This is a genomic window from Caldicoprobacter faecalis (assembly GCF_900115765.1).
Taxonomy (GTDB): Bacteria; Bacillota; Clostridia; order Caldicoprobacterales; family Caldicoprobacteraceae; genus Caldicoprobacter; species Caldicoprobacter oshimai.
The window spans coordinates 32,111-52,777 of sequence record NZ_FOXR01000014.1 but is presented as its reverse complement, the minus strand read 5'-3'; the positions used below and the strand labels follow the sequence as shown (position 1 = coordinate 52,777).

Here is a 20,667-nt window from a genome sequence, read left to right as displayed (position 1 = left end):
CGCAAAGCAAGCACGAACATAAGCATACCGACGGCCGTAGTCAAAAAGCCGGATATAGCGCTCACCAGAACTTTGGACATCGAATAGTTCCGTATACCCGTCCGCACAATCCAGAATCTGACGGCACGTTCCTGCCATTCTGTGGCAAAGGTTGTCGCAAAGGGGAACAGCGGTAAAATACCTGCTATCAGAAGCATGCTTGCGGTTCCACTTATACCCAGTCCAAGAAGGTATAACACATCCCGGGCAAATTTTATCTGACCCCAGGAAGCTATAAACAACACCAATGCAACACCGCAGGCGCTGAGAAGAAATCGTATTGAAAGTATTGCCCGGCGTAAATCAGCGGCTAAAAGATAGAAAAACTGTTTCATCATATCTCCCCGCCTTTGCTACTCTATTCTATCGCCAGTAATGGCGTTTACCACATAGTAGGTGTATAAATCGTATGAATTCTCCGTGCCATCCACCGGATCTTTAACTTTAATAGCTTCAGCAATACAGAAGATCCACGCAGGAATCAGTTCATATCCGTCTTGTGCCATCACTCCCACATAACAGAGCTCCATGGCTATTACCCTGGTTTGGTTTTCCAGGAAAACTTCTGAGTAATCATCAATCACCTTTTTCAGAGCGGCAGCCGCGCTGATCAGTGGTTTATCCTCTCCGCCCTCAATGATATCGTACAGACCTCCAGCGGAAATACGTCTTACGCCGTCCCTGGTATAATAGACTTTAACAGTGGGTACTGGTGCTATTTTCCTACTGATAGTTATTTTTTGCCACCTAACGTTTGCTAAGGGGATACCATCGATTACCTGCCGGAAGAAGAACACATAACACTCGTCTTCCTTAGAGAAAGTGATTTCTTCTTTTCCGCCTGCTGCTTTATAAAGCTCATAATGCTTTAGCATGGTTTCCAAATCCATCGAATAGGCTTCCGCAACCTCAAGCTCGGGAAATCCCAGGGTATCGTATAAAAGCTCTTCTACTGCTGCAAGGGCATCTTTGTAGCTCATAAAAGAAAGGTCTGCAAAGGATGCATAGTCGCTTTTTAAGTTATAACCCCATTTCTGTGCGATGCTATCCGGCGGTCCCGGGTCACCTGCTATAACCATCCCCTGCTTACTGTCTAGCCACTCCCCATTTATAATCACGGAATAATTAAGACCACCTACAACTCCGGAATCAACTCCCGCGCTTTTGCCTCCGTCAAAAACGGTAAGATATTCCTTCAATTCATTATCGCTGGTTTCAAATTGCGGTCCCTCGGCATATACCTTGGTCGATACAATTTCTCTCTTCAGCAGTTTTTTAGCGACTTCGTCAGCATCAAGCTCCAGGGGCACTGCTTTATATATTTTGGCAGAATCTACGGATTTGACATCTGCTGCGTTAAATCCAATGGAGAAATTATCCGGCAAATCCACCGTTTGCAGGAAGGTTCCCAAATCCATAATTTCCAGCAGTTCCTCAAGACGTTCTTCATTCACCTGAAGTTTTCCGCAGGCCGGAGCTGATGTCAATAGCACAAGACAAAGCAGCAGTATAAGGGTTTTCTTCATTGCAAATCTCCTTTCTTCCCTATTTGTTTAGGTAATAACAAATTTTTTCCTGGAATTTTATTACTAAATCCTCCTACCCTTCTTTTTTGTCGACACATATGTCACACCGTTAACAGCAAGAACGGCTATCCGGCTCAGGTCAAGTTTCTATCCTCTCTTTTTGGATTCAAGCAAAACAGCTTAATATCAATATGTACCTCATTTACATATATTTTTCTATTATAATAGAATGCCTACAATAGTATTCTATCGCAATAGAAGACAGTTGTCAATAAAGGTTTAATTCAACTGTATTAACTATATGTTGCTGCTTAAGTCGGTGAATTTGTCTGAATATGATTCGTTAGATAAAAAACGCCGAATTTAAAAAATGCAGGTGGCGAGTACACCTGCATTTTTCAATCGGTGATAACTACCCTTATCAGACTTATGGAGACCATTTCCCGCTTATGGTATATGTGTCAAAGTCAGTATATGTCGGATAGCCAGCCAGACGATACGCTTCATCATACCCACCGTAATTAGGAAGATAAGTAAAATAACGTTTCCCTGCTGTATATATCTCCTTAAGAGTATTTGTTGCTGGTGTAGTAACACTATGTTCTGTAACTAGGACATAATTTGTAGGTGTTGTTGAATAATTGGGCCACACATAAGGCGTATCTCCTACTCTTCTTATCCTTGGCTCTGTATATCTTAAGCTACCGACAAAAGGTGGATTGAATGTAAAACTATAGCTATACTCTGCAGCAAGCGCAGTGCCAGATACGGCAAACAGGCAAAGGACGGCAATCAGAATGATAATACGTTTTCTCATCCGAAGATACCCCCTTTTTTAATTATAGAGACTCCCTTCCAACTTGCCAGGAACTCGCATGAAACAAGTTGAATTGGAGAACAGCTTACATGCGTCATTTTAAGATTGCCCAAATACCACGTAATTTATTTTCACACTAAACGTCCACTTGCGACCCTTGCGGTTAAATTTTAACTATGGTTATTAAAGCATTGCACTCTTGAGATGTCATCTGCATAATATATTACATAATATATAACGAGAGAAATAAAAGAGGTGATATTCTATGTCATATGACTTGAATGATAATGAATATTACGAATACAAAGTTGATCCATCGGACCCGAATTCAAATTCCCAAGTTTGTTGACGAACTGCCGATTCCCGAGGTACTGCAGCCTACAAAAAGACTAAAAGACGGAGCATACTATGAAGTGAAAATGTTGCAGGTAAAACAAAAGCTGCACAAATATTTTCCTGAAACTACGGTCTGGGGGTATAACGGCACATACCCCGGTCCTACTATTGAAACACTAAAGGATCGTACCGTCATGGTCAAATGGATTAACTGCCTGCCAAAAAAGCATTTATTACCGGTAGACCGTACCTTGCATGGGGCTGTTGACACACCCGAAGTACGCACCGTTGTCCACCTTCACGGCGCACGGGTCTCGCCTGAGAGCGATGGACATCCTGAAGCCTGGTTCACAAAAGGCTATAAAGAGACGGGCCCATTTTTTGCCACTGAAGTATACAAGTATACCAATCACCAGCAAGCTGCAACCTTATGGTATCATGACCATGCAATGGGAATAACCAGGTTGAACGTATATGCAGGCCTTGCAGGTTTTTATATTATACGCGATCACCTGGAGCAGAGGCTCAATTTGCCATCAGGCGAGTATGAAATCCCTCTGCTGATCCAGGACAGGTCGTTTAATAAAGACGGTTCCCTGTTTTACCCCGCTGAACCGCCTCAACCAGTGCCGGGAGTTTTTCCATCAGTGGTACCGATATTCTTGGGAAATACAATCCTAGTTAACGGCAAGGTATGGCCTTACCTCAATGTAGAGCCGAGGAAGTACCGTTTCAGAATTTTGAATGGATCAAATTCCCGGACATATACACTGAGGCTATCAAATGGCCAGAAATTCTATCAAATAGGAACCGACGGAGGGCTTTTAGAAAGTCCTGTAGAGCTCGATGCACTGACAATTATGCCTGCAGAGAGGGCAGATGTCATCATTGATTTTTCGGGCTCGAAAGGCGAATATATTATACTGACAAATGATGATACGGATGAAAATACAAGTAATGTCATGCAGTTTAGGGTAGTGCTTACGCTTAAGGGTAAAGACACCAGCACAATACCCGAAATACTGTATCCTTTCGAGCGACTAAATGAAAATATGGCTACCAAGGTCAGAAATCTGACCCTTGATACGGTACCAGACAGATATGGTCGTCCATCGTTCCAGCTTGATGGAAAGATGTGGCGTGATCCTGTTACCGAGATGCCCGAACTGGGCAGCATCGAAATATGGAATTTGTTGAACCTGATAGCTTTCCCGCACCCCATCCATGTGCATCTGGTGCAGTTTCAAATTTTGGACCGCAGGCCGTTTGATGTACAGCACTACAGAAGCACAGGCGAAATCATATACACGGGAGACCCTATTCCACCTGACGCAAACGAATTGGGCTGGAAGGATACCGTAAGGGTTACGCCTGGGCAGGTTACAAGGATTATCGCAAAATTCGATGGCTATACGGGTGACTATGTGTGGCATTGCCACATTCTGGAACATGAAGACCATGACATGATGCGTCCGTTTAGGGTAATTAAGAGTTACTTCTCATAAAAAACAGCAACGAGCCTCCGGAATGTATCCGGAGGTTTGTTATCTGTTGGTTCATTCTTCGTATGGGGGCTTGTGAAGGTTATTTTGTATTCTACAAATATTATTGTTTCTATGACACTATCTAAAACCTTATATAACTTCAATAAAACTATCTTATCAACGGTTATTCATCTTTTAAATAGAAACAATAATCCAGAACTACTTTACCTTTTTCATCGGGTGTTGTGAAACGCGGACAATTATAGCGTTCAGAAAACCAGGAATCTTCAGCAATTTGCCAGCCCGCCTCCTTATATTACAGCTTTTATTTTTAACCTTTTTCCCCCAAATAGTTTCATATTCACTAATTCTATTTCGTTTGGGGATTTTTACACGTTATGTAACGTATGTTCATACTAATTACGTCTAGCTAACTTTTCTAGTTCTTGAGTTTGCTTTTCTTTCAACTTTCTAAATTGAAGGATTGTATCTTCGTAGTTATTTAAATATTCTAATGTTTCTGACCTGTAAGAAAGTGCCACTTCATATGCATTTTTTAATACATCATAAACTAGTTTGGTCTTTTGTATCGTTAGTAAATGATAATTTGTTAACCTTGATGGAGGCTCTATTTTTTCTATTTTATCTGCAATGATAGACCACTCATCCATATATGATTCTATTTTCTCTATAAATATCGCTTTCGTTTCTTTATCTATCGCTAAACGTATATTTTGATCAATATCGTTAACCATCAGATCAAGTTCATTATTTATTTCAATGATATTCCTTACATATGTATCTGCTGCTTTTTCTTTTTTTACTCTTATTACTACTAAACCTATTATAACTACCAAACCTATAATCGCATTTATTATAAACATTAGCATTTGATATTTGTTGTTTTTTGTTTTCTGCTGTTCCATTTTATAAACCTCCTATCAGAGTTAGGTGCTCATCACCAACATTAAATAGGCTTGTCATGCACAAGCCACTGTCCCTACCCTTCAGGACTGTTTAAACCTGTACGACAGAGCCTGGAGCTTGAGGAGCAACACTCTAGAGTATCATAGCCTACCTAACGAAACTCCGTCAGCTTTGTGCTGGCAACTGAGGCTAGTCAACCAAGGCTTTTTACGAGCCCCCGCTTCTTTAGGCGTTGGGGAGTTGACTTGGTAATGGACAGCTCATTTTACCCCTCCAATAAACCGTACCAGTTGTTATAAACTTTGGGCAAAAAAAGTCAAATAACTCAGGATTTGTGAGCATTTATTAAGTCCTCCCATCACCCACGTCAAACATCGCAGGAAAAACAATAATACCGGGCTTTATCATGCCCGTTTCAACTTTTTTACAATAACTTGCAATAGGACTCATATGATCGAGAATCTTTATCATAAAAGCTTTATGTGCAGTTTGTTCATCAAATATTTTAAAATAACCAGCATTATTAAGTGAAATTTGTAAACTATTCCTTAGCGATATCTTTATTGTTCATATATACATTCCCCTTCACGTACAATTTTATACTCTATAGTTGAATTCAATTTCGACCTTGCATCAAATTCATCTTTAAAGTAAACCAATATATCAATTGGTACGTCTGCTACATTTACTATGGATTTCCTTATAAGTTTCATTAAATCTCTTTTCCTTATAGGATTTTCTTTAACAATTACACATAAATCTATATCACTATCTTCTGTTGGTTTTCCATAAGCATAAGAACCGAATAAATATATTTTTTCTACTGGAGCAACTTTATTTATATCAGCAATTATTTTATCTATTTGTTGTCTCACATTAGCCAACATAAAAATTAATCACCATCCTCGATCTAAATCTTCTCATTTCTTACGTGCTGCTATCAGCAGCATCATCGGTCGGCGGAGTTCATCCTTCATTCCAGGCTCATTCATAAGGTAATCAGCTGGTTTGGGCTCTACAAGCTTAATGATCTCAAAGCCACACTGAATAAGTGTATTTACATAGGTGGTAAGGGTTCTATGATACTTCGTGACTTCCTCTCCCAGAAAGACCGCTTTTCGAATTCCTTCTTCGAAGTACCGGTCCACAGGCCAGTGAAGGGGTTTCCCATTTGCATCACAACACCACTGCTGACTGCCCTGTGCAGTAAAAATCGGGTGTTCGACGGAAAAAACAAAGTCACCACCCTGTATCAGCCATCGGCTTATCTTCTTGCAAATATCTTCAAACGATTCAATATAGTGAAATACCAATGAACTGATAACAACATCAAAAGAGTTTTCCGGATAATCGATATCTTCTATGGGCATGCGTACATATTTAATAAGTGGCGAGGTTGTTCTTTCTCTTGCCACTTGCAACATCCTTTCCGAAATATCCACTCCAACCACCAACTTCGCTCCGTGTTCAACAGCATAGCGGCAGTGCCAGCCAAAGCCGCACCCCAGATCCAGAACTCGTTTGCCTTGAAAATCGGGCATCATTTTCTGGAATTCATGCCATTCACCGGCCGCCTCAAGGCCACCGATAGAACGTGCCATCTGCTTGTATTTATTAAAAAATTGTATGTCATCATATTTGTTTTCTTTCATGTTTCCTTCACCTCTTTGTGGAAAGCATTATACATCATTCTACTACATATTTTTTATACATGTCCAGAGTATACCGTGTTATGTTTTACCTGTTACATTCCAAAATTCAATGCAACAATCATCATACTCCCGCATAGTCGGTTTTTTTACATGGTAATCAATATCAGTCGGAACAATGTCCTGAAAGTATTAGATTTATCATTTCTTGTTCAGTTTTTATATAGTCTTCCCAAAGACAAATTTTATCGAAGTTTATATTCCCTGATAAGTATATTTTATGTCAATATCTGCCCCATATCAATACTGGTTTACTCCTCTTCCCACCTTTTTCACATCTACAAATAACTATACCAATACCTCTTAAGCCTGCCCACTCGGCTCTCGTATCCATCCAGTTAATATCAACCAAATAATAGATAGCATAGTTGCTCTTCTATACTCCCATGAAAAAAGCCGGATTATGCAAAGCTCGGAGTGGTTTGGTAACTCAATGCAGGGTTCGAATCCCTAAGATGTCCTGTTTTTAAAGGAAAGTAAGCACATCGGGAAATACTATCGTAATAAAAGTATCCGATGATGATTTAAAGCTTGAGAAAAGCGACTTTACTCAAATTTAGTTTACCAATTATGTAAATAAATCCTCATAACAACCATTTATATTGCGAGTGATAACGCTTTTATAAAAAATCGGTAATACTGTACGTATTACCGATTAAACCTATTTTAAATCCTCTTAAATTCTAAATTGCATATTATACAGATGTGCATAGGTGCCATTCAATGCCATTAATTCTTCATGAGTTCCCTGTTCAGCAATACCATTGTCTGTTAATACAACGATCCTTTTTGCATTCCTGATTGTTGATAAACGATGAGCTATGACAAATGTTGTACGATTTTTAGCTAGAAGCTCCAATGAATCCTGAATAACTTTTTCACTTTCACTGTCCAGTGCACTAGTTGCCTCATCAAAAATTAAAATAGGTGGATCTTTCAAGAAAACCCGTGCAATACTCAACCTTTGTTTTTGACCTCCAGATAATTTAACACCCCGTGGTCCAATATATGTTTCATAACCATCCGGTAATTCCATGATAAAATCATGGGCATTGGCCTTTTTAGCTGCTTCAATGACTTCATCTTTACTTGCATTAGGCTTCCCATATCGGATATTATCCAATACTGTCCCAGAAAACAAATAAACATCTTGTTGTACAATACCAATATTCTCCCTTAAAGATTTCAGCTTAATATCCCTGATATTTATGCCATCGATTAATACTTCTCCCTCGCTTACTTCATAAAAACGAGGAATTAGTGAACATAATGTTGTTTTGCCAGCACCGGAATATCCTACTAATGCAATACATTCTCCAGCCTTTACGTTGAGGGATATATTTTTCAAGACATAATCAGTGCTCCCAGTATATTTAAACCACACATTTTTAAACTTTACATTTCCTTGTACGTCTTTCAATTCAATAGCATTTTCCGAATCTTCTATATCTGGTTCTATTTCCTATATTTCCATAAATTGCTCAAAAGCAGCAATCCCTTGCTGGAATTGTGTAGTAATATGATTTAATTTTTAAATGGGTTCAATAAAGTAGCCAATATATAATAAAAATGTTATCAAATCAGCCAGATCTAAAGTAGCATTAACAATACTGGCACCACCAAAAACAATAACAGTAATTGTGATAAGTTGTATAAAAGTATTTACTCCATTATACAAGTATGCTTCATTTCTGTAAATATTTTTCCTGCTACCAAGAAACCGACTTTTTTCTTTTTCAATTTCTTCATTTGCAAATGATTTTACAACCCTTATACCTGAAAGGGTATCTTCAACTTGTGCATTGATATCTCCAATTCTATCATAATTTCTTTTTAACTCAGCTTTTAATTTTTTATATAAATAGCCATTATTGGTAAAAAGATAAAAACTGCTAAAGTTAATTTAGCGTTTATATTGATTAAGATAACAAATGCACCAATAAATCTTATTAAATATATTATATAATCTTCAGGACCATGATGGTATAATTCTGCTAATGATAATAAATCATTGGTAATTCCAGACATTAGTTGTCCATTTTTTCGCTCATCATAGAAACTAAAGAATAATTTTAGATAATATTCAAATAATTCGCTGCGCATATCACTTTCCACCATAGCCCCCATTGCATGACCTTGATAATCGACAAAAAAATTACAAGCAGTTTGCACAGCAACTAATCCAAGCATTATAACACCAACTTTAATGAAAGAATCATTTAACATGATCAACCAACAACTGAAAAACAACAAGGTAGCTGTTGCATCCTCAAAGTACAGAACTTCCGTATTATCACCTTATGAACTAAATTAATTCCGGTTTATAATCATCAGGCAGTTCTTCTTCACTTAGAAATTTAAAACTGTCATCACTTAATATTGGTATAAAAAATTCGTACGGAATCCTGGAAAACTCACAGCCATAATTGCTGGCCCCAAACGCCATACCCGCTTTGCTGCCCCAGTTTAACCCCCTGGCAAACTTCGTATAATTGGAACAATCATGGACCACCAAATCCCATTTTTCCTCATCGGCTATTTTCATGAGCTTCAGGGTCAGTTCGCGGCTCCAAATGGGTGAAATATAGCCAAACCTGGAAATATACATATTTTCACCATAATAGTTGTATATATTGTTCTCATTTAAATGCAGTTCTGCACAGTTGATGAAATCCAGCTTTGTTTCCAGGATCATCTGCTTTTTCTTCAAAAACGCTTCAAAGAATTCTGGCGTCATCGGACTTTCGATGCCTACGCTCTTAATATATTTTTTGGCTATAGCAATATTTTCAATAACCTTATCCGAACAGTTAGAAGCCGCCAGGTTAAAGCGTATTTCGTCAAGACCTGCTTCCCCCAGTGCTTTCAATGTCTCTTCGGTAGCCAAAGTGCCATTTGTGTATAGATGCTGGTAAATTCCAGCATCGCTAAATTTCTTTATAACCGAATAATACTTTTCTATTTCCATAAATGGCTCTAAATAAACATACGAGACGCCGGTGGGCTTTTGGTAGATGGAAAGTAGCAAGTCGATATCCTTCTCATAAAATTTAGTGCCCCCTATTTCCCACACATCTTCACCTACCGGTGGGATATCATCCAGCTGCCCATAATCGTAGCAGAACTTGCAGTTTAAATTGCATTTATTGGTCTTTCGAATCGCATTAAGGCCGGTGCCAAACAAGCAGGAAATACATCCTTTTGGAAATTTATCGTCGTTTCCCACAAAATAAGTCCTGTTTTTTAAAGTCTTTAAACCTTTAATTTGAGACATCAATAAACTATTCCTGTGTTCGACTGCAGCCTCAATCTGTGCAAAAGTAGAATTGATTATTTCTTGATGTTTTGCGCTTATCTCCTCATCTTCCGGCAGCTGCGCAAAAAACTCAAACCACATCAACGCATCTTTCTTTGAAATCTTCATGATTGTCCCCCTCTAGTGCATCTTGCTTTCATGAATTTAAATTGTATCATCTAAATACATGAAACGCAACGGTTTTTGAACCGTATTTGCCTTATTCGTATTATTCTCCCAATTGTGCATTTCATTAGAGCGAATATGCAATGAATCTCCTGGGTATAAATCGTACTTCTCTGATTTTTATAGTAAGTCAATATACCTTCCAAAAAAGTTTTCTATGAATACCTGCTATATTTTATAATTTATGCTAAGCTAGAATAGCTTAGTGGTATAATATCAGAAGAAGTCAGTGAAATGCTGGAGCAACTGAATATCATTGAAAAGCCTTCTTCCAGCAAATCTGAAAGCGGCAAAAGCACTATATATCGGACTCAGCTGTAATTGCGGCATTTTTCCGAATCCGATACCGTGCATAAAGGAAGATACCTACCTGGCCAAGCCCTGCCAATCCCCAGGTAACCGGATAACAGGCAAAAAGCATAACCACCGTGGGATACCAGGCAAAGACAGTTTTCAGCCAAACGATACGTAGCAGACAGGCTCCTAACAGCGTGCAAATCATAGGCGATACAGAATAGCCCATGCCACGGGTCAGACCCGGAAATACGTTCATAATGCCACAGGTAAAGTATGCAACCATTAAAACTTTCATACGCAACATGCCAAGTTCGATGACCTCAGGATCGGACGTGAACATGCCAAGCAGCCACCTACCGAAAAGCAATATGGAGCCACTCAGGAGAATCCATGTAGCAAAGATTAGAACCGTACATATCTTTGCAATGGTATCAATTCTATCATATTTCTTGGCACCCATGTTTTGTCCGGTAAAAGTAATGGCAGCATTATAATAGGCATTCATTGTGGTGCCAACAAACCCTTCTACATTACCTGCAGCAGAGCTGGCTGCCACCATAATGGAGCCGAAGGAATTGACTGCTGACTGGATCATTACATTGGAAATGGAGAACAATAGGCTCTGTAACCCCGCGGGCAATCCAATTCTCACAATTTCCTTCAATTTATGCCTTTCAATACGCATTTGGCGCGGTATAAAGCGTATGCCCCTATTGCTCCGCAGCAGGCAGATCATAACTAGCGCCATCGAGAGGAACTGGGATATGACCGTAGCCCAAGCTACTCCATCGACAGTCATGTGCAGCACAATTACAAAGAACAGATTGAGTATTACGTTCACCATTCCCGAAATGGTAAGGTAGTACATCGGTCGTCGGCTGTCCCCCACAGCTCGCAATATGGCAGCACCAAAGTTATATACCATCATGGCAGGAACTCCTAGAAAGTAGATTTTCATATACAGTACCGCCAAATCCAATATATCCTCCGGAGTGCCCATTAGGATTAGCATCGGCTTGCAGAAAACTAATCCTATTACCATAACAAGCAAGCCACTTATTATGCTGATAGCTATGGAGGTATGAACAGAGTCTCTCAATCGCGACATTCGGCCAGCCCCATAGTCCTGCGCCACAACGACAACTGTACCTACCGATAATCCCATAAACGTGTTAACTATAAGGTTTATAAGAGCACCCGTAGCACCTACCGCAGCCAGTGCTTCTCTGCCCGAGAAGCGCCCGACAACTATCATGTCTGCAGCATTAAACAGCAGCTGCAATATATTCATTGCCATGATGGGCAATGCGAAAATCAATATCTTGCTGAACAGCGGTCCGCTGCACATGTCCATTCGTGTTTCTTGGATAACATAACAGCATTCTCTTCCTTTTACTTATTATATTCATTATTTTGACTTAAGCTGTATTTCCCCTCGCCTATTCTTCTACTTCTTTAAATGGCACCAATCTTCACTTATTCAATCATATGGCCCCAATACAAGCAGGGTCTATCTTGCATCCAATAGTAAGTATTATAGCACAATCAAACAACAAAGCAACCGTTATTAGTGGTTGCCTTGTCGAAAATAAACTGAAATTTATGAATTTACTATCTTTATTGCCCCATCCTACGCGTAATCATATGAATCGTTGAAATGACAAAGCAAGTCTAACGTAAAAAGGCTAATCTAACCATCTACACAGCATCAACATAGGGTTCAATACATCTATCATAAACGGCATCCGAAACCATATTCTGTGCCCAACGCCCGTCTTTAACAACGATTATCCCGATTATGCACTTTATAACGTCAGCCAAACAGCAAATCGGATAAAGCACCGAAATGGTCAGTCTTGTAAAATGTGTAAGTACATAGGTGAATGGAACTAAGACAGTCCATGTATAGACGCTGTCAAAGAGGAACGTTAAGAATGTTTTACCCCCTGATCGTATGGTAAAGTACGCGCAGTGACTCACCGCATTAACTGCCATATACATGGCACTTGTTTGCATGAAACGGGTAGCCAGCCTGCGCACATCATCGGTAGTATTGTATATATACGGAATGACCGGCGACAAAACAGCAAGCAGGCTGCCAACAACAATACAAACACAAACGTTGAAAAATATAAGCCTCCATGCGGTTTGCTTTGCGCGCGGAATATCGTTGGCCCCAAGAGCCTGGCCAACCATAACAGCAACGGCAGTGCCCATAGAAAAAACGACCACATTGAACAAATTCGTTATGGTGCTAGTTATATTGAGGGCAGCAACTACATTTAGTCCCCGAGTTGAGAATATCTGCATCAAAGTGGTCATGCCCAATGACCACAACAGCTCATTTATAAAGAGTGGCATCCCCTTCTTGATTATATTAAAAGCAAGGCCTTTAGGAATCTTTACCGTTCGATACAAATCTTCAACAAATTGAAATCTTTCAAGATGCCTATGCGTGTATACTATGATAATAGCAACTTCCACAAAGCGTGAAATAACCGTTGCTATGGCTGCCCCGTCAACGCCTAAAGCCGGGAATCCAAGCTTTCCATAGATCAGCATGTAATTCAGGAAGAGATTGGTAATTATGCCAGCCATGCTGGCCTTCATCGGAAGCATTGTTTCTCCCATCTCGCGGAGCGTTCCGCCATATACCTGAGATAGGGCAAACGGTAGTAGTCCCCATAGCATTATGTGAAGGTAACTCCTGCTGTACTCGAGGGTAGCTGCTCTTTCGATGGCATCCCCTTCACCAGTCAGATACAGGGCAATCAATTGATCTCCACAGGTCAAAAATACAGCTATTGAAACCACCAAAGTAATAGCAACAGTCCACAATTTGAAGCGCACCGTATGACGCAAGCCCTCATTATCTCCTGCACCAAAAAACTGGGCACCGAATATACCTGGCCCAGAAAGGACGCCAAAAATAGCCAGATTAAATACAAATATAAGCTGGTTGGCAATGGCGATTCCCGACATTTGAGGCGTACCTAGCCGGCCTATCATTAGGTTGTCCAGAAGGTTTACGAAATTTGAGATGGCATTCTGTACAATAAGCGGTAACACTAACGCAAATACTGTAATGTAAAACTCACGATCCCCTATAAATGTGTTGCGAAACTTGTTAAAAGCGCTTGATGATGCACGTTGCTTCATATATAACCCCCAACCCTGCTTTTTTCAACAAGTATCATTCTACCATAAAGGCAAAACGTAGTCTAGGCTTGCATACACAGACAATCCAGCAGTCGTGAATTTATTTTTCACGTGTGAATTGCTGCATGCCTTTATATAAAGCTTGAATTTGTGGAAGGATTTTCTGGCTATGGTAGTAAAAATCCCGTCCATGCTTGGTACCTTTGGACGGGGTTTTGTCTACACAAACTCTAGTTTTGTCAAAATAAAGCCGGCCAAAAGGCGGCAATTACAGCAAGCACAATTGCAGGGAGCATATTCGCAACTTTGATCCTTTTACTCCATACAAGGTTTATCCCCACACAGAAAATAAGAATGGAACCAACAAGTGAAAGGTAATTCATAGCTAAATCCGTCATTACCGGTTTTAATAACGATGCAAGGACCGTTATCAGCCCTTCGAATATTAAAACCGGAATGGCAGAAAAGATACACCCTTTCCCAAGGGAACAGGTCATCACCATGATGATGACGAAGTCGAGTATTGCTTTAGTTGCAAGTATGGACCAGTCGCCGGTTAGTCCATCCTCAATAGCACCGACAATGGCCATAGCCCCGATACAAACGGTCAATGACGCCGTTACAAAGGCGTTCACGAACTTGCTGTCTCTTGAATTCCCGGTCTTAAACTTCAACCATTCGCCAAACTTTTCAAAAAAATGTTCAATATCGATGATTTCGCCTATCAGCGCACCAAGTGCAAGGCAAAGAGTCACCATCATAGCCTGACCGCTATTGATAGCTCCATCAGTTATGGTTAACATCCCTTCCATAGCTCCGGCAATCCCTATAAATATAACGCTGATTCCACAGGCTATTTTTAAAGACTCCTGATGGCGATCCTTTAACAGCTTACCGAAAAGCATCCCCGATAAGCCGCCACCGATTATTCCTAACGTATTGACTATGGTTCCTAACCCGATCATCTTCCACCCCCGTGAAATTCTTTATCTCACTTAACGTCTTTTCCACACATTCAACAAAAGGCATTTGCAAGCTTTGGCTTCTTTAAACGATGGGTAGCTAGCTACAGCTCAACCTGCGCTATCATGCTTGCTAATTTATTGGATGATTCCGTATTCATCTTCATAGCGTTATCTATATCCCGTACTGCACTTACCATTTCGCTATTCTGCTCGGCAATGTTAGCTATAGCTGCTGTTGCCTGTTGCATTGTTGAAGACACATCATTTATTGCCGTTGCCACAGAGTTTACGGTTGCCTTAAGTTGCTCTACCGTACTTGACAATTCCCCTAAAACTCCACTTAAGACGGCCCCGTCATTTCTATAATTTTCTATTGCATTTAACATCGAGTTATAATCCTTTAAAACATTTTCATCAAGGAACTTTAATAGGTTGTTTGTAGCTGAAATCAGCCTATTTACCGATGTATCTATGTCCTCCGCAAACTGCTTTATTCTTCCCGCCGATCTATTAGAATCTTCTGCTAATCTCCTTATTTCCTCTGCTACAACTGCAAACCCTCTACCTCCCTCACCTGCTCTAGCTGCTTCTATAGAAGCATTTAAGGACAATATATTCGTTTTTGCCGCTATGCTTAAAATTGTCTCCGCTAACATTCTAACCTGTTCCGCACTCTTCGCAGACTCTACGGCAGACTCAACTTCATTTTTAGCCACACCCAAAATATTCATCGTATTATCTTTAGACTCTTTAAACTGTTCATCCAACTCTGCTGCCTTTCTGGCTATTTCATTGGCAGTCTTTGCTCCTTCTTCCGCTTTGCTGGCAAACATGGACATTGCTCTATTTAAGTCAGTGGCTGACTGAGATATAGATTCAGCCGTCGCACTGGTCTCTTGCATACCGGCTGATAGCTCTTGCGTAGTAGCTGATACTTCTTCCGAAAGGCTTAATAGCGTAGTTATCTTCTCCAAGGTAGTGTTATAAATTTTATTATTTATAGTCGATAGCTCTTTTAGATTAGCCGTAAAGTCCCTTAACTTCTCTATGATCACCTTAAAAGCTCTAAATATCTCGCCTACTTCATCTTTTCTATTTAAATATTTATCGTCTACATCTATGTTCAATTTTAAATTGGATATATTATCTGCCATCGTCCTGGTCATCATAATCGGTCTAGCTATACCATTTGCTATAACGAAAGAAACTCCTATGCATGCGCACAAGAATATTATGGATATAAATAAGGTAATCTTTTCAAACTTATCTTTTGCCTCAAGTATTGCGCCTTTATCGACTGCTATCCCTATAGCCCAACCCGTTTCATCTACTTTATCAAAGAAAAAGGCCCTTTCTTTCCCGTCGTAATCCTTTATTATTCTTTGATATAATGATACACTTGATAACTTTATTAAGTTATCAAGTTTCCCTTCTAATATCTCTGCTGCTCTGGTTATTTTATTGGGTTTGGCTGAAAAATCCGGATTTGGATGGCTGATTATATTGCCTCGTCTATCTATTAAAAATATGTAATACGATTCTTTAGCCTTATCCAATGTGCTTTCATAGCTCGCATTGCTCAGAGTAGCCGAAGATTCAGCATCCACTGTATATTTTCCAATAGAATTTATATATTGGTCTATATGCGATATTTGCATGTCTACTCCCAACACCGCTTTTCTGCCATCGTTTAGCGTAATTTCTTTAGACAACGTTAAGACCAGATTCTTTGTCTTGGCATCTACATATGGGTCACACACATAAATCTGCCCACTATTCTCTCTTGCCTTGACATACCACTCCCTAGTTAAAGGATTATAATCATCCGGCACCCGCCCGGATGCGTCAATAAATGTTCCATCCTCAAATGCTAGGTAATATAGGTTTTCAAAGCCCATCTTACCCGTTTCTTCTAAGACTTTATACAATGTATCTTTTTCATAATTTTTGGCCAGTATTACCCTTTCAGCTACGATTTCCAAGTTTTGCTTTTCTTTGAATATCCATGCATCTATATCGCCGGCTTTTAGTTTTACCTCAGCTATCACCTTATCTTGTATAGTGTTTTCTAAATACTTCAGCGATATAAAATTATTCAATCCCCACATTGTTCCAACGCATACTACGCACATTATTATAGCAACTAAACTTATCTTATGTTTAATCTTCACCGTTACACCTCCTATTAGCTCAATTTTTGTCATTATAGGGCTATTATTGTTGCCTACCTTATTGGCCCAATCTTTGATTTCATGCTTGTACATTTTAACTACCTAGATTTATATGCCATGCACTATAATGTAACGTCGTCTATATCGTGTTACAGCACAAATTATACCGCTGCGTTTGCAATTTATAACTTCCTCATACCCATCCTCCTTGAATTTATAGCCTCATATAAGTTATTTACCTGTAATCAAGGTCGATATATCAAAAAAATGGCTTAAATTGACTTATTTTATCATAAGATCAAAGCCTTGTTTGCGGATAACGTTCAGTATTTCCTGGCGTTTGGGATTATACTGTTTAAGCCTGACAACCACCTGGTTGCTGAAACTATCAACCGGCCTGCCGGGCTCCCTTAGATCGTAGTAGGTACGCATTTCTTCATCGTATTCTTTGATCTCATCTAGATAGTTTTCAAAAACTGTATAGGTATTTTCAAAAACCCTAAGCCGCATTTCCATTCTAGGTTTAAGCTGCGGATTTTGATTTGGATATCCCAAACCAAGGCCTATAACCGGGAATGTCAACTCTGGCAGTTTTAAAAGCTCACAGATTTTCTCAGAATCGTTGAGAATGCTCCCTAAATATACCGTCCCCAGCCCCATGGATTCTGCAGCTATTACAACATTTTGAGCCATTATACACGCATCGGTGAACGCTGCAAAAAAGCGATCCATATCCCTGGCGGTTTCTACGAAGCAGCCCTTCTCTTTTGCTATTTGATCGTTTCTGTATTGATCCACGATAAAAATGAGGAGTTCAGGGACTCTTGCCCCATACTCCTGCTTGCAAACTTCGGCAATCCTGCTTTTGATTTCCGGATCCGTGACGTGGATAATGGAACAGGCTTGCATGCCGGTAGATGTCGCCGTGCGCCTTGCGACTTCCATTAACAGTTCAAAAATCTCTCGGGGAATCTTCTGATCCTTAAACTCCCTGATAGTACGATGCGCAAGTTGCGTTCGAATGGTTTCATTTATGTCCATCTCATAATCCTCCTCTTCTTTTTGTCTGTTGCTATATATATATAATATAATCCTCTTTTCGCAGGTAAAAACTCTTGTTTTTTAGCAACACAATGCGCTCAATGTCAACATGTTGGATCTACACACCATGCAATCCGATATTATGCTCGCGCTACCAAATGTATCTCGTAATTGTAATAGCATTGTTGGCATAATCTCCCCTGTATAAAATGCGTGTTAGGATTTTTCCCAATAATTTTTATAAAACAGGAAAATAAAACTACATTTTGTAAATTCATTGTGATATAATTTAAGCAAGTGCAGTATACACAAATACCAAATAAAGGGGAATTTTGTCATGAAATATTATGTAGACGTAAATGCCGAGAGAGACGGTGACGGTTCCAAGGAAAGGCCATTTAAACGCATCAACGATGCTGCAAAGGTGGCGCTTCCCGGAGATGAAATATTGGTAGCTCCTGGGATTTACCGGGAGTATGTAGACCCGGTTCATTCCGGCACCGAAGATGCCCGTATCACTTATACTAGTATTGTACCTCTCGGTGCTGTGATTACCGGAGCAGAACAGGTAAAAACTTGGAAGCATTACGAAGGAAATGTCTGGGTATGCCGCATCCCAAACAGCTTCTTCGGCGATTACAATCCCTATACTACCTTTGTATTTGGAGACTGGTATTTCGCTAGGCCACTTAAACATACTGGCTGCGTTTTCTTAAATGACAAAGCGATGTATGAAGCCTCCACTTTGGAAGAATGTCTCAAAGGCGAAGTTTATGAGTACAGCTGGGTACCGGAAGAATCCATTTATAAGTGGTATACAGAACAGGACCCAGAAACCGATGAGACAATCATTTATGCCAATTTCCAAGGGCTGAATCCAAATGAGGAAAATGTAGAGATCACAGTACGCCGCAGGTGCTTTATGCCATCTAAGCCAGGCGTCAGCTATATCACCGTCAGAGGATTCAAGATCGATAAAGCAGCTACCACCTGGGCACCGCCAGCAGCCTTTCAAGACGGCATGATCGGCCCTCACTGGAGCAAGGGCTGGATCATAGAAGACTGCGAAATTTCAAACAGCAGGTGTGCGGGCATTTCCCTGGGTAAATACTATGATCCTGACAACGACCATTATTTCACAAAGAAACACGTAAAAAGTCCTACACAGATGGAACGCGACGCGGTTTGCCGCGGCCAATATCACGGTTGGCTGAAAGAAAAAGTCGGCAGCCATATAATTCGCCGCTGCAACATCCACCACTGTGAACAGGGCGGCATCATTGGCAGGATGGGCGGTGCATTCAGCATCATTGAGGACAACCATATCCACCATATAAATAATATGCAAGAGCTGGGCGGTGCAGAAATTGCCGGGATAAAATTGCATGCGGCCATCGATGTGATCATACGCCGCAACCATATCCACCATTGCACAATGGGGATCTGGTGCGACTGGGAAGCACAGGGCACGCGCATTACACAGAACCTGCTCCATGATAACCAGCGGCCGCCGCATATCAAAAAGCTTGAAGGAAATATGGAGTGCCAAGATATATTTGTTGAAGTCAGCCATGGTCCAACGCTGATCGATAACAATATACTGCTTTCAGAGGTCAGCCTTCGCTTTGCAACCCAAGGCGTGGCTTTGGTTCACAATCTCATCTGTGGTGCATTTACCTCAGTTGGCAGGGGAACCGGTTGGCGTTACACGCCATACCACATACCACACCGTACGGAAGTGATGGGCTGGATGACCATCCTTCACGGCGACAACCGTTTCTACAACAACATATTTGTCCAGAAGTGGCCAGCTGAAGACCATAGGGACCATAACGATCATGACTCACAACAGACCATCCGGGAAAACAGGCAGGTCGGCACCCACGTTTTCGACGAGTACCCCACCTATGATGAATGGATTGCGCAGTTCGACTTTTCTAAGCCTCCAGACATGAGAGCTTTAGAACCTGTACACTTTGGTCATTTGCCGATCTGGAGTGAAGGAAATGCATACTTGAATGGTGCCCAACCATGGAAAAAGGAAAAGAATTACCTGCTGGTTGAAAAAGGCGATGGGGAGATTAAGGTCGAACTGGTGGAAAGGGACGGCCACTATTATCTGGTCACAAATATATTCGATTACATAAAAGATTTCAACGTACGGATGATCAACACTCAGGTGCTCGGCAAAGCGTTCGAACCGGAACAATATTTTGAAAACCCTGATGGAACGCCGATACGCTTTGATACAGACTACTTTGGAAATCATCGTGGCCTGCAAGTCATCCCGGGTCCCTTTGCATCGCCTTCTAACGAGATTAAAGTATTATAATCATCGATACAAGCGTTATATGTAATAAATAAGTGGACGTCTCATCTCCGGGATATTAACGAAAAAGCTTTATCAATGCCGGAGGGAGACGTCCTTTTTTATCATCGTCCTTAACACCACTTACTCCACGTACAAAAGCTCTTAAGTAATTCGGTTGTAGAAATATTTCGTATCACAAACGCGAGCGCAAGCACCAAAAAAGCAATACGACCACATTTGTGCCGCTTGGATTTGCCTGCCGGAAGCCAAATAACTATCGCTGTTACAGTTAACACGATACTCGCTCCATATTTATTTACAGAAAAAAGAATTACCACACACATTCTGATTTAGTAAGGATACCACTATTTTTAATGCGATAAGTAGGGCTTTGGTATTCATTT

Annotated in this window: 14 protein-coding genes and 3 pseudogenes; 2 read left to right on the top strand and 15 right to left on the bottom strand. The window is 40.4% G+C overall.

Annotated elements, in window-relative coordinates:
- The 3 genes and pseudogenes from BM241_RS07025 to BM241_RS07015 all read right to left on the bottom strand — a co-directional run.
- Nucleotides 1–377: pseudogene (locus tag BM241_RS07025) on the bottom strand (hypothetical protein); the annotation flags it as partial.
- 15 nt (nucleotides 378–392) lie between these two features.
- Nucleotides 393–1,565, bottom strand: a complete 1,173-nt coding sequence (locus BM241_RS07020) for a two-component system regulatory protein YycI (RefSeq protein ID WP_092282361.1) — start codon at nucleotides 1,563–1,565, stop codon at nucleotides 393–395.
- A 427-nt stretch (nucleotides 1,566–1,992) separates the two neighbouring features.
- Nucleotides 1,993–2,382 (bottom strand): hypothetical protein, encoded by a 390-nt coding sequence (locus BM241_RS07015; RefSeq protein ID WP_025746732.1) that lies wholly within the window; start codon nucleotides 2,380–2,382, stop codon nucleotides 1,993–1,995.
- 287 nt (nucleotides 2,383–2,669) lie between these two features.
- On the opposite strand from BM241_RS07015, the gene BM241_RS07010 reads away from it, so the two are divergent.
- A complete protein-coding gene (locus BM241_RS07010; protein WP_278292386.1) occupies nucleotides 2,670–4,223 on the top strand; it encodes a multicopper oxidase family protein in 1,554 nt (517 codons plus the stop codon).
- A 395-nt stretch (nucleotides 4,224–4,618) separates the two neighbouring features.
- On the opposite strand, the gene BM241_RS07005 is transcribed toward BM241_RS07010, so the two are convergent.
- The 12 genes and pseudogenes from BM241_RS07005 to BM241_RS06960 form a co-directional block, all read right to left on the bottom strand.
- Nucleotides 4,619–5,128 carry a hypothetical protein gene (locus BM241_RS07005; RefSeq protein WP_025746734.1) on the bottom strand — a complete coding sequence of 170 codons (510 nt, stop codon included), beginning with the start codon at nucleotides 5,126–5,128 and terminating at the stop codon, nucleotides 4,619–4,621.
- A gap of 561 nt (nucleotides 5,129–5,689) precedes the next feature.
- Entirely contained in the window at nucleotides 5,690–6,016 is a 327-nt protein-coding gene (locus tag BM241_RS07000) for a nucleotidyltransferase domain-containing protein (protein WP_092282360.1), read from the bottom strand.
- Nucleotides 6,017–6,049: 33 nt separating this feature from the next.
- Nucleotides 6,050–6,781 carry a class I SAM-dependent methyltransferase gene (locus tag BM241_RS06995; RefSeq protein WP_092282359.1) on the bottom strand — a complete coding sequence of 244 codons (732 nt, stop codon included), beginning with the start codon at nucleotides 6,779–6,781 and terminating at the stop codon, nucleotides 6,050–6,052.
- A 90-nt stretch (nucleotides 6,782–6,871) separates the two neighbouring features.
- A pseudogene (locus BM241_RS12210) lies at nucleotides 6,872–6,964 on the bottom strand (aminoglycoside 6-adenylyltransferase); the annotation flags it as partial.
- 550 nt (nucleotides 6,965–7,514) lie between these two features.
- Complete coding sequence (locus BM241_RS13005) at nucleotides 7,515–8,258, bottom strand: ABC transporter ATP-binding protein (RefSeq protein WP_340147907.1); 744 nt, start codon at nucleotides 8,256–8,258, stop codon at nucleotides 7,515–7,517.
- 111 nt (nucleotides 8,259–8,369) lie between these two features.
- A pseudogene (locus BM241_RS13125) lies at nucleotides 8,370–9,028 on the bottom strand (ABC transporter transmembrane domain-containing protein).
- A 115-nt stretch (nucleotides 9,029–9,143) separates the two neighbouring features.
- Nucleotides 9,144–10,262, bottom strand: a complete 1,119-nt coding sequence (locus tag BM241_RS06985) for a radical SAM protein (protein WP_025746737.1) — start codon at nucleotides 10,260–10,262, stop codon at nucleotides 9,144–9,146.
- A gap of 355 nt (nucleotides 10,263–10,617) precedes the next feature.
- Entirely contained in the window at nucleotides 10,618–11,970 is a 1,353-nt protein-coding gene (locus BM241_RS06980) for an MATE family efflux transporter (protein WP_025746738.1), read from the bottom strand.
- A 344-nt stretch (nucleotides 11,971–12,314) separates the two neighbouring features.
- Nucleotides 12,315–13,775, bottom strand: a complete 1,461-nt coding sequence (locus BM241_RS06975) for an MATE family efflux transporter (protein WP_025746739.1) — start codon at nucleotides 13,773–13,775, stop codon at nucleotides 12,315–12,317.
- A 239-nt stretch (nucleotides 13,776–14,014) separates the two neighbouring features.
- Complete coding sequence (locus BM241_RS06970; protein ID WP_025746740.1) at nucleotides 14,015–14,740, bottom strand: DUF554 domain-containing protein; 726 nt, start codon at nucleotides 14,738–14,740, stop codon at nucleotides 14,015–14,017.
- Between the two features lie 101 nt (nucleotides 14,741–14,841).
- Complete coding sequence (locus BM241_RS06965; RefSeq protein ID WP_177206117.1) at nucleotides 14,842–16,911, bottom strand: methyl-accepting chemotaxis protein; 2,070 nt, start codon at nucleotides 16,909–16,911, stop codon at nucleotides 14,842–14,844.
- A 282-nt stretch (nucleotides 16,912–17,193) separates the two neighbouring features.
- Entirely contained in the window at nucleotides 17,194–17,952 is a 759-nt protein-coding gene (locus BM241_RS06960) for an NADPH-dependent oxidoreductase (protein WP_177206116.1), read from the bottom strand.
- A 337-nt stretch (nucleotides 17,953–18,289) separates the two neighbouring features.
- Here BM241_RS06960 and BM241_RS06955 point away from each other — a divergent pair, with 337 nt between their 5' ends.
- Nucleotides 18,290–20,284, top strand: a complete 1,995-nt coding sequence (locus BM241_RS06955; RefSeq protein ID WP_025746743.1) for a right-handed parallel beta-helix repeat-containing protein — start codon at nucleotides 18,290–18,292, stop codon at nucleotides 20,282–20,284.
- The last annotated feature ends 383 nt before the right edge of the window (nucleotides 20,285–20,667 follow it).

Bases quoted from the DNA above. Each gene is read 5' to 3' on its own strand.
- BM241_RS07020 (WP_092282361.1), bottom strand. From the start codon at position 1,565: ATGAAGAAAACCCTTATACTGCTGCTTTGTCTTGTGCTATTGACATCA.
- BM241_RS07015 (WP_025746732.1), bottom strand. From the start codon at position 2,382: ATGAGAAAACGTATTATCATTCTGATTGCCGTCCTTTGCCTGTTTGCC.
- BM241_RS07010 (WP_278292386.1), top strand. From the start codon at position 2,670: ATGAATATTACGAATACAAAGTTGATCCATCGGACCCGAATTCAAATT.
- BM241_RS07005 (WP_025746734.1), bottom strand. From the start codon at position 5,128: ATGGAACAGCAGAAAACAAAAAACAACAAATATCAAATGCTAATGTTT.
- BM241_RS07000 (WP_092282360.1), bottom strand. From the start codon at position 6,016: ATGTTGGCTAATGTGAGACAACAAATAGATAAAATAATTGCTGATATA.
- BM241_RS06995 (WP_092282359.1), bottom strand. From the start codon at position 6,781: ATGAAAGAAAACAAATATGATGACATACAATTTTTTAATAAATACAAG.
- BM241_RS06985 (WP_025746737.1), bottom strand. From the start codon at position 10,262: ATGAAGATTTCAAAGAAAGATGCGTTGATGTGGTTTGAGTTTTTTGCG.
- BM241_RS06980 (WP_025746738.1), bottom strand. From the start codon at position 11,970: ATGGACATGTGCAGCGGACCGCTGTTCAGCAAGATATTGATTTTCGCA.
- BM241_RS06975 (WP_025746739.1), bottom strand. From the start codon at position 13,775: ATGAAGCAACGTGCATCATCAAGCGCTTTTAACAAGTTTCGCAACACA.
- BM241_RS06970 (WP_025746740.1), bottom strand. From the start codon at position 14,740: ATGATCGGGTTAGGAACCATAGTCAATACGTTAGGAATAATCGGTGGC.
- BM241_RS06960 (WP_177206116.1), bottom strand. From the start codon at position 17,952: ATGGACATAAATGAAACCATTCGAACGCAACTTGCGCATCGTACTATC.
- BM241_RS06955 (WP_025746743.1), top strand. From the start codon at position 18,290: ATGAAATATTATGTAGACGTAAATGCCGAGAGAGACGGTGACGGTTCC.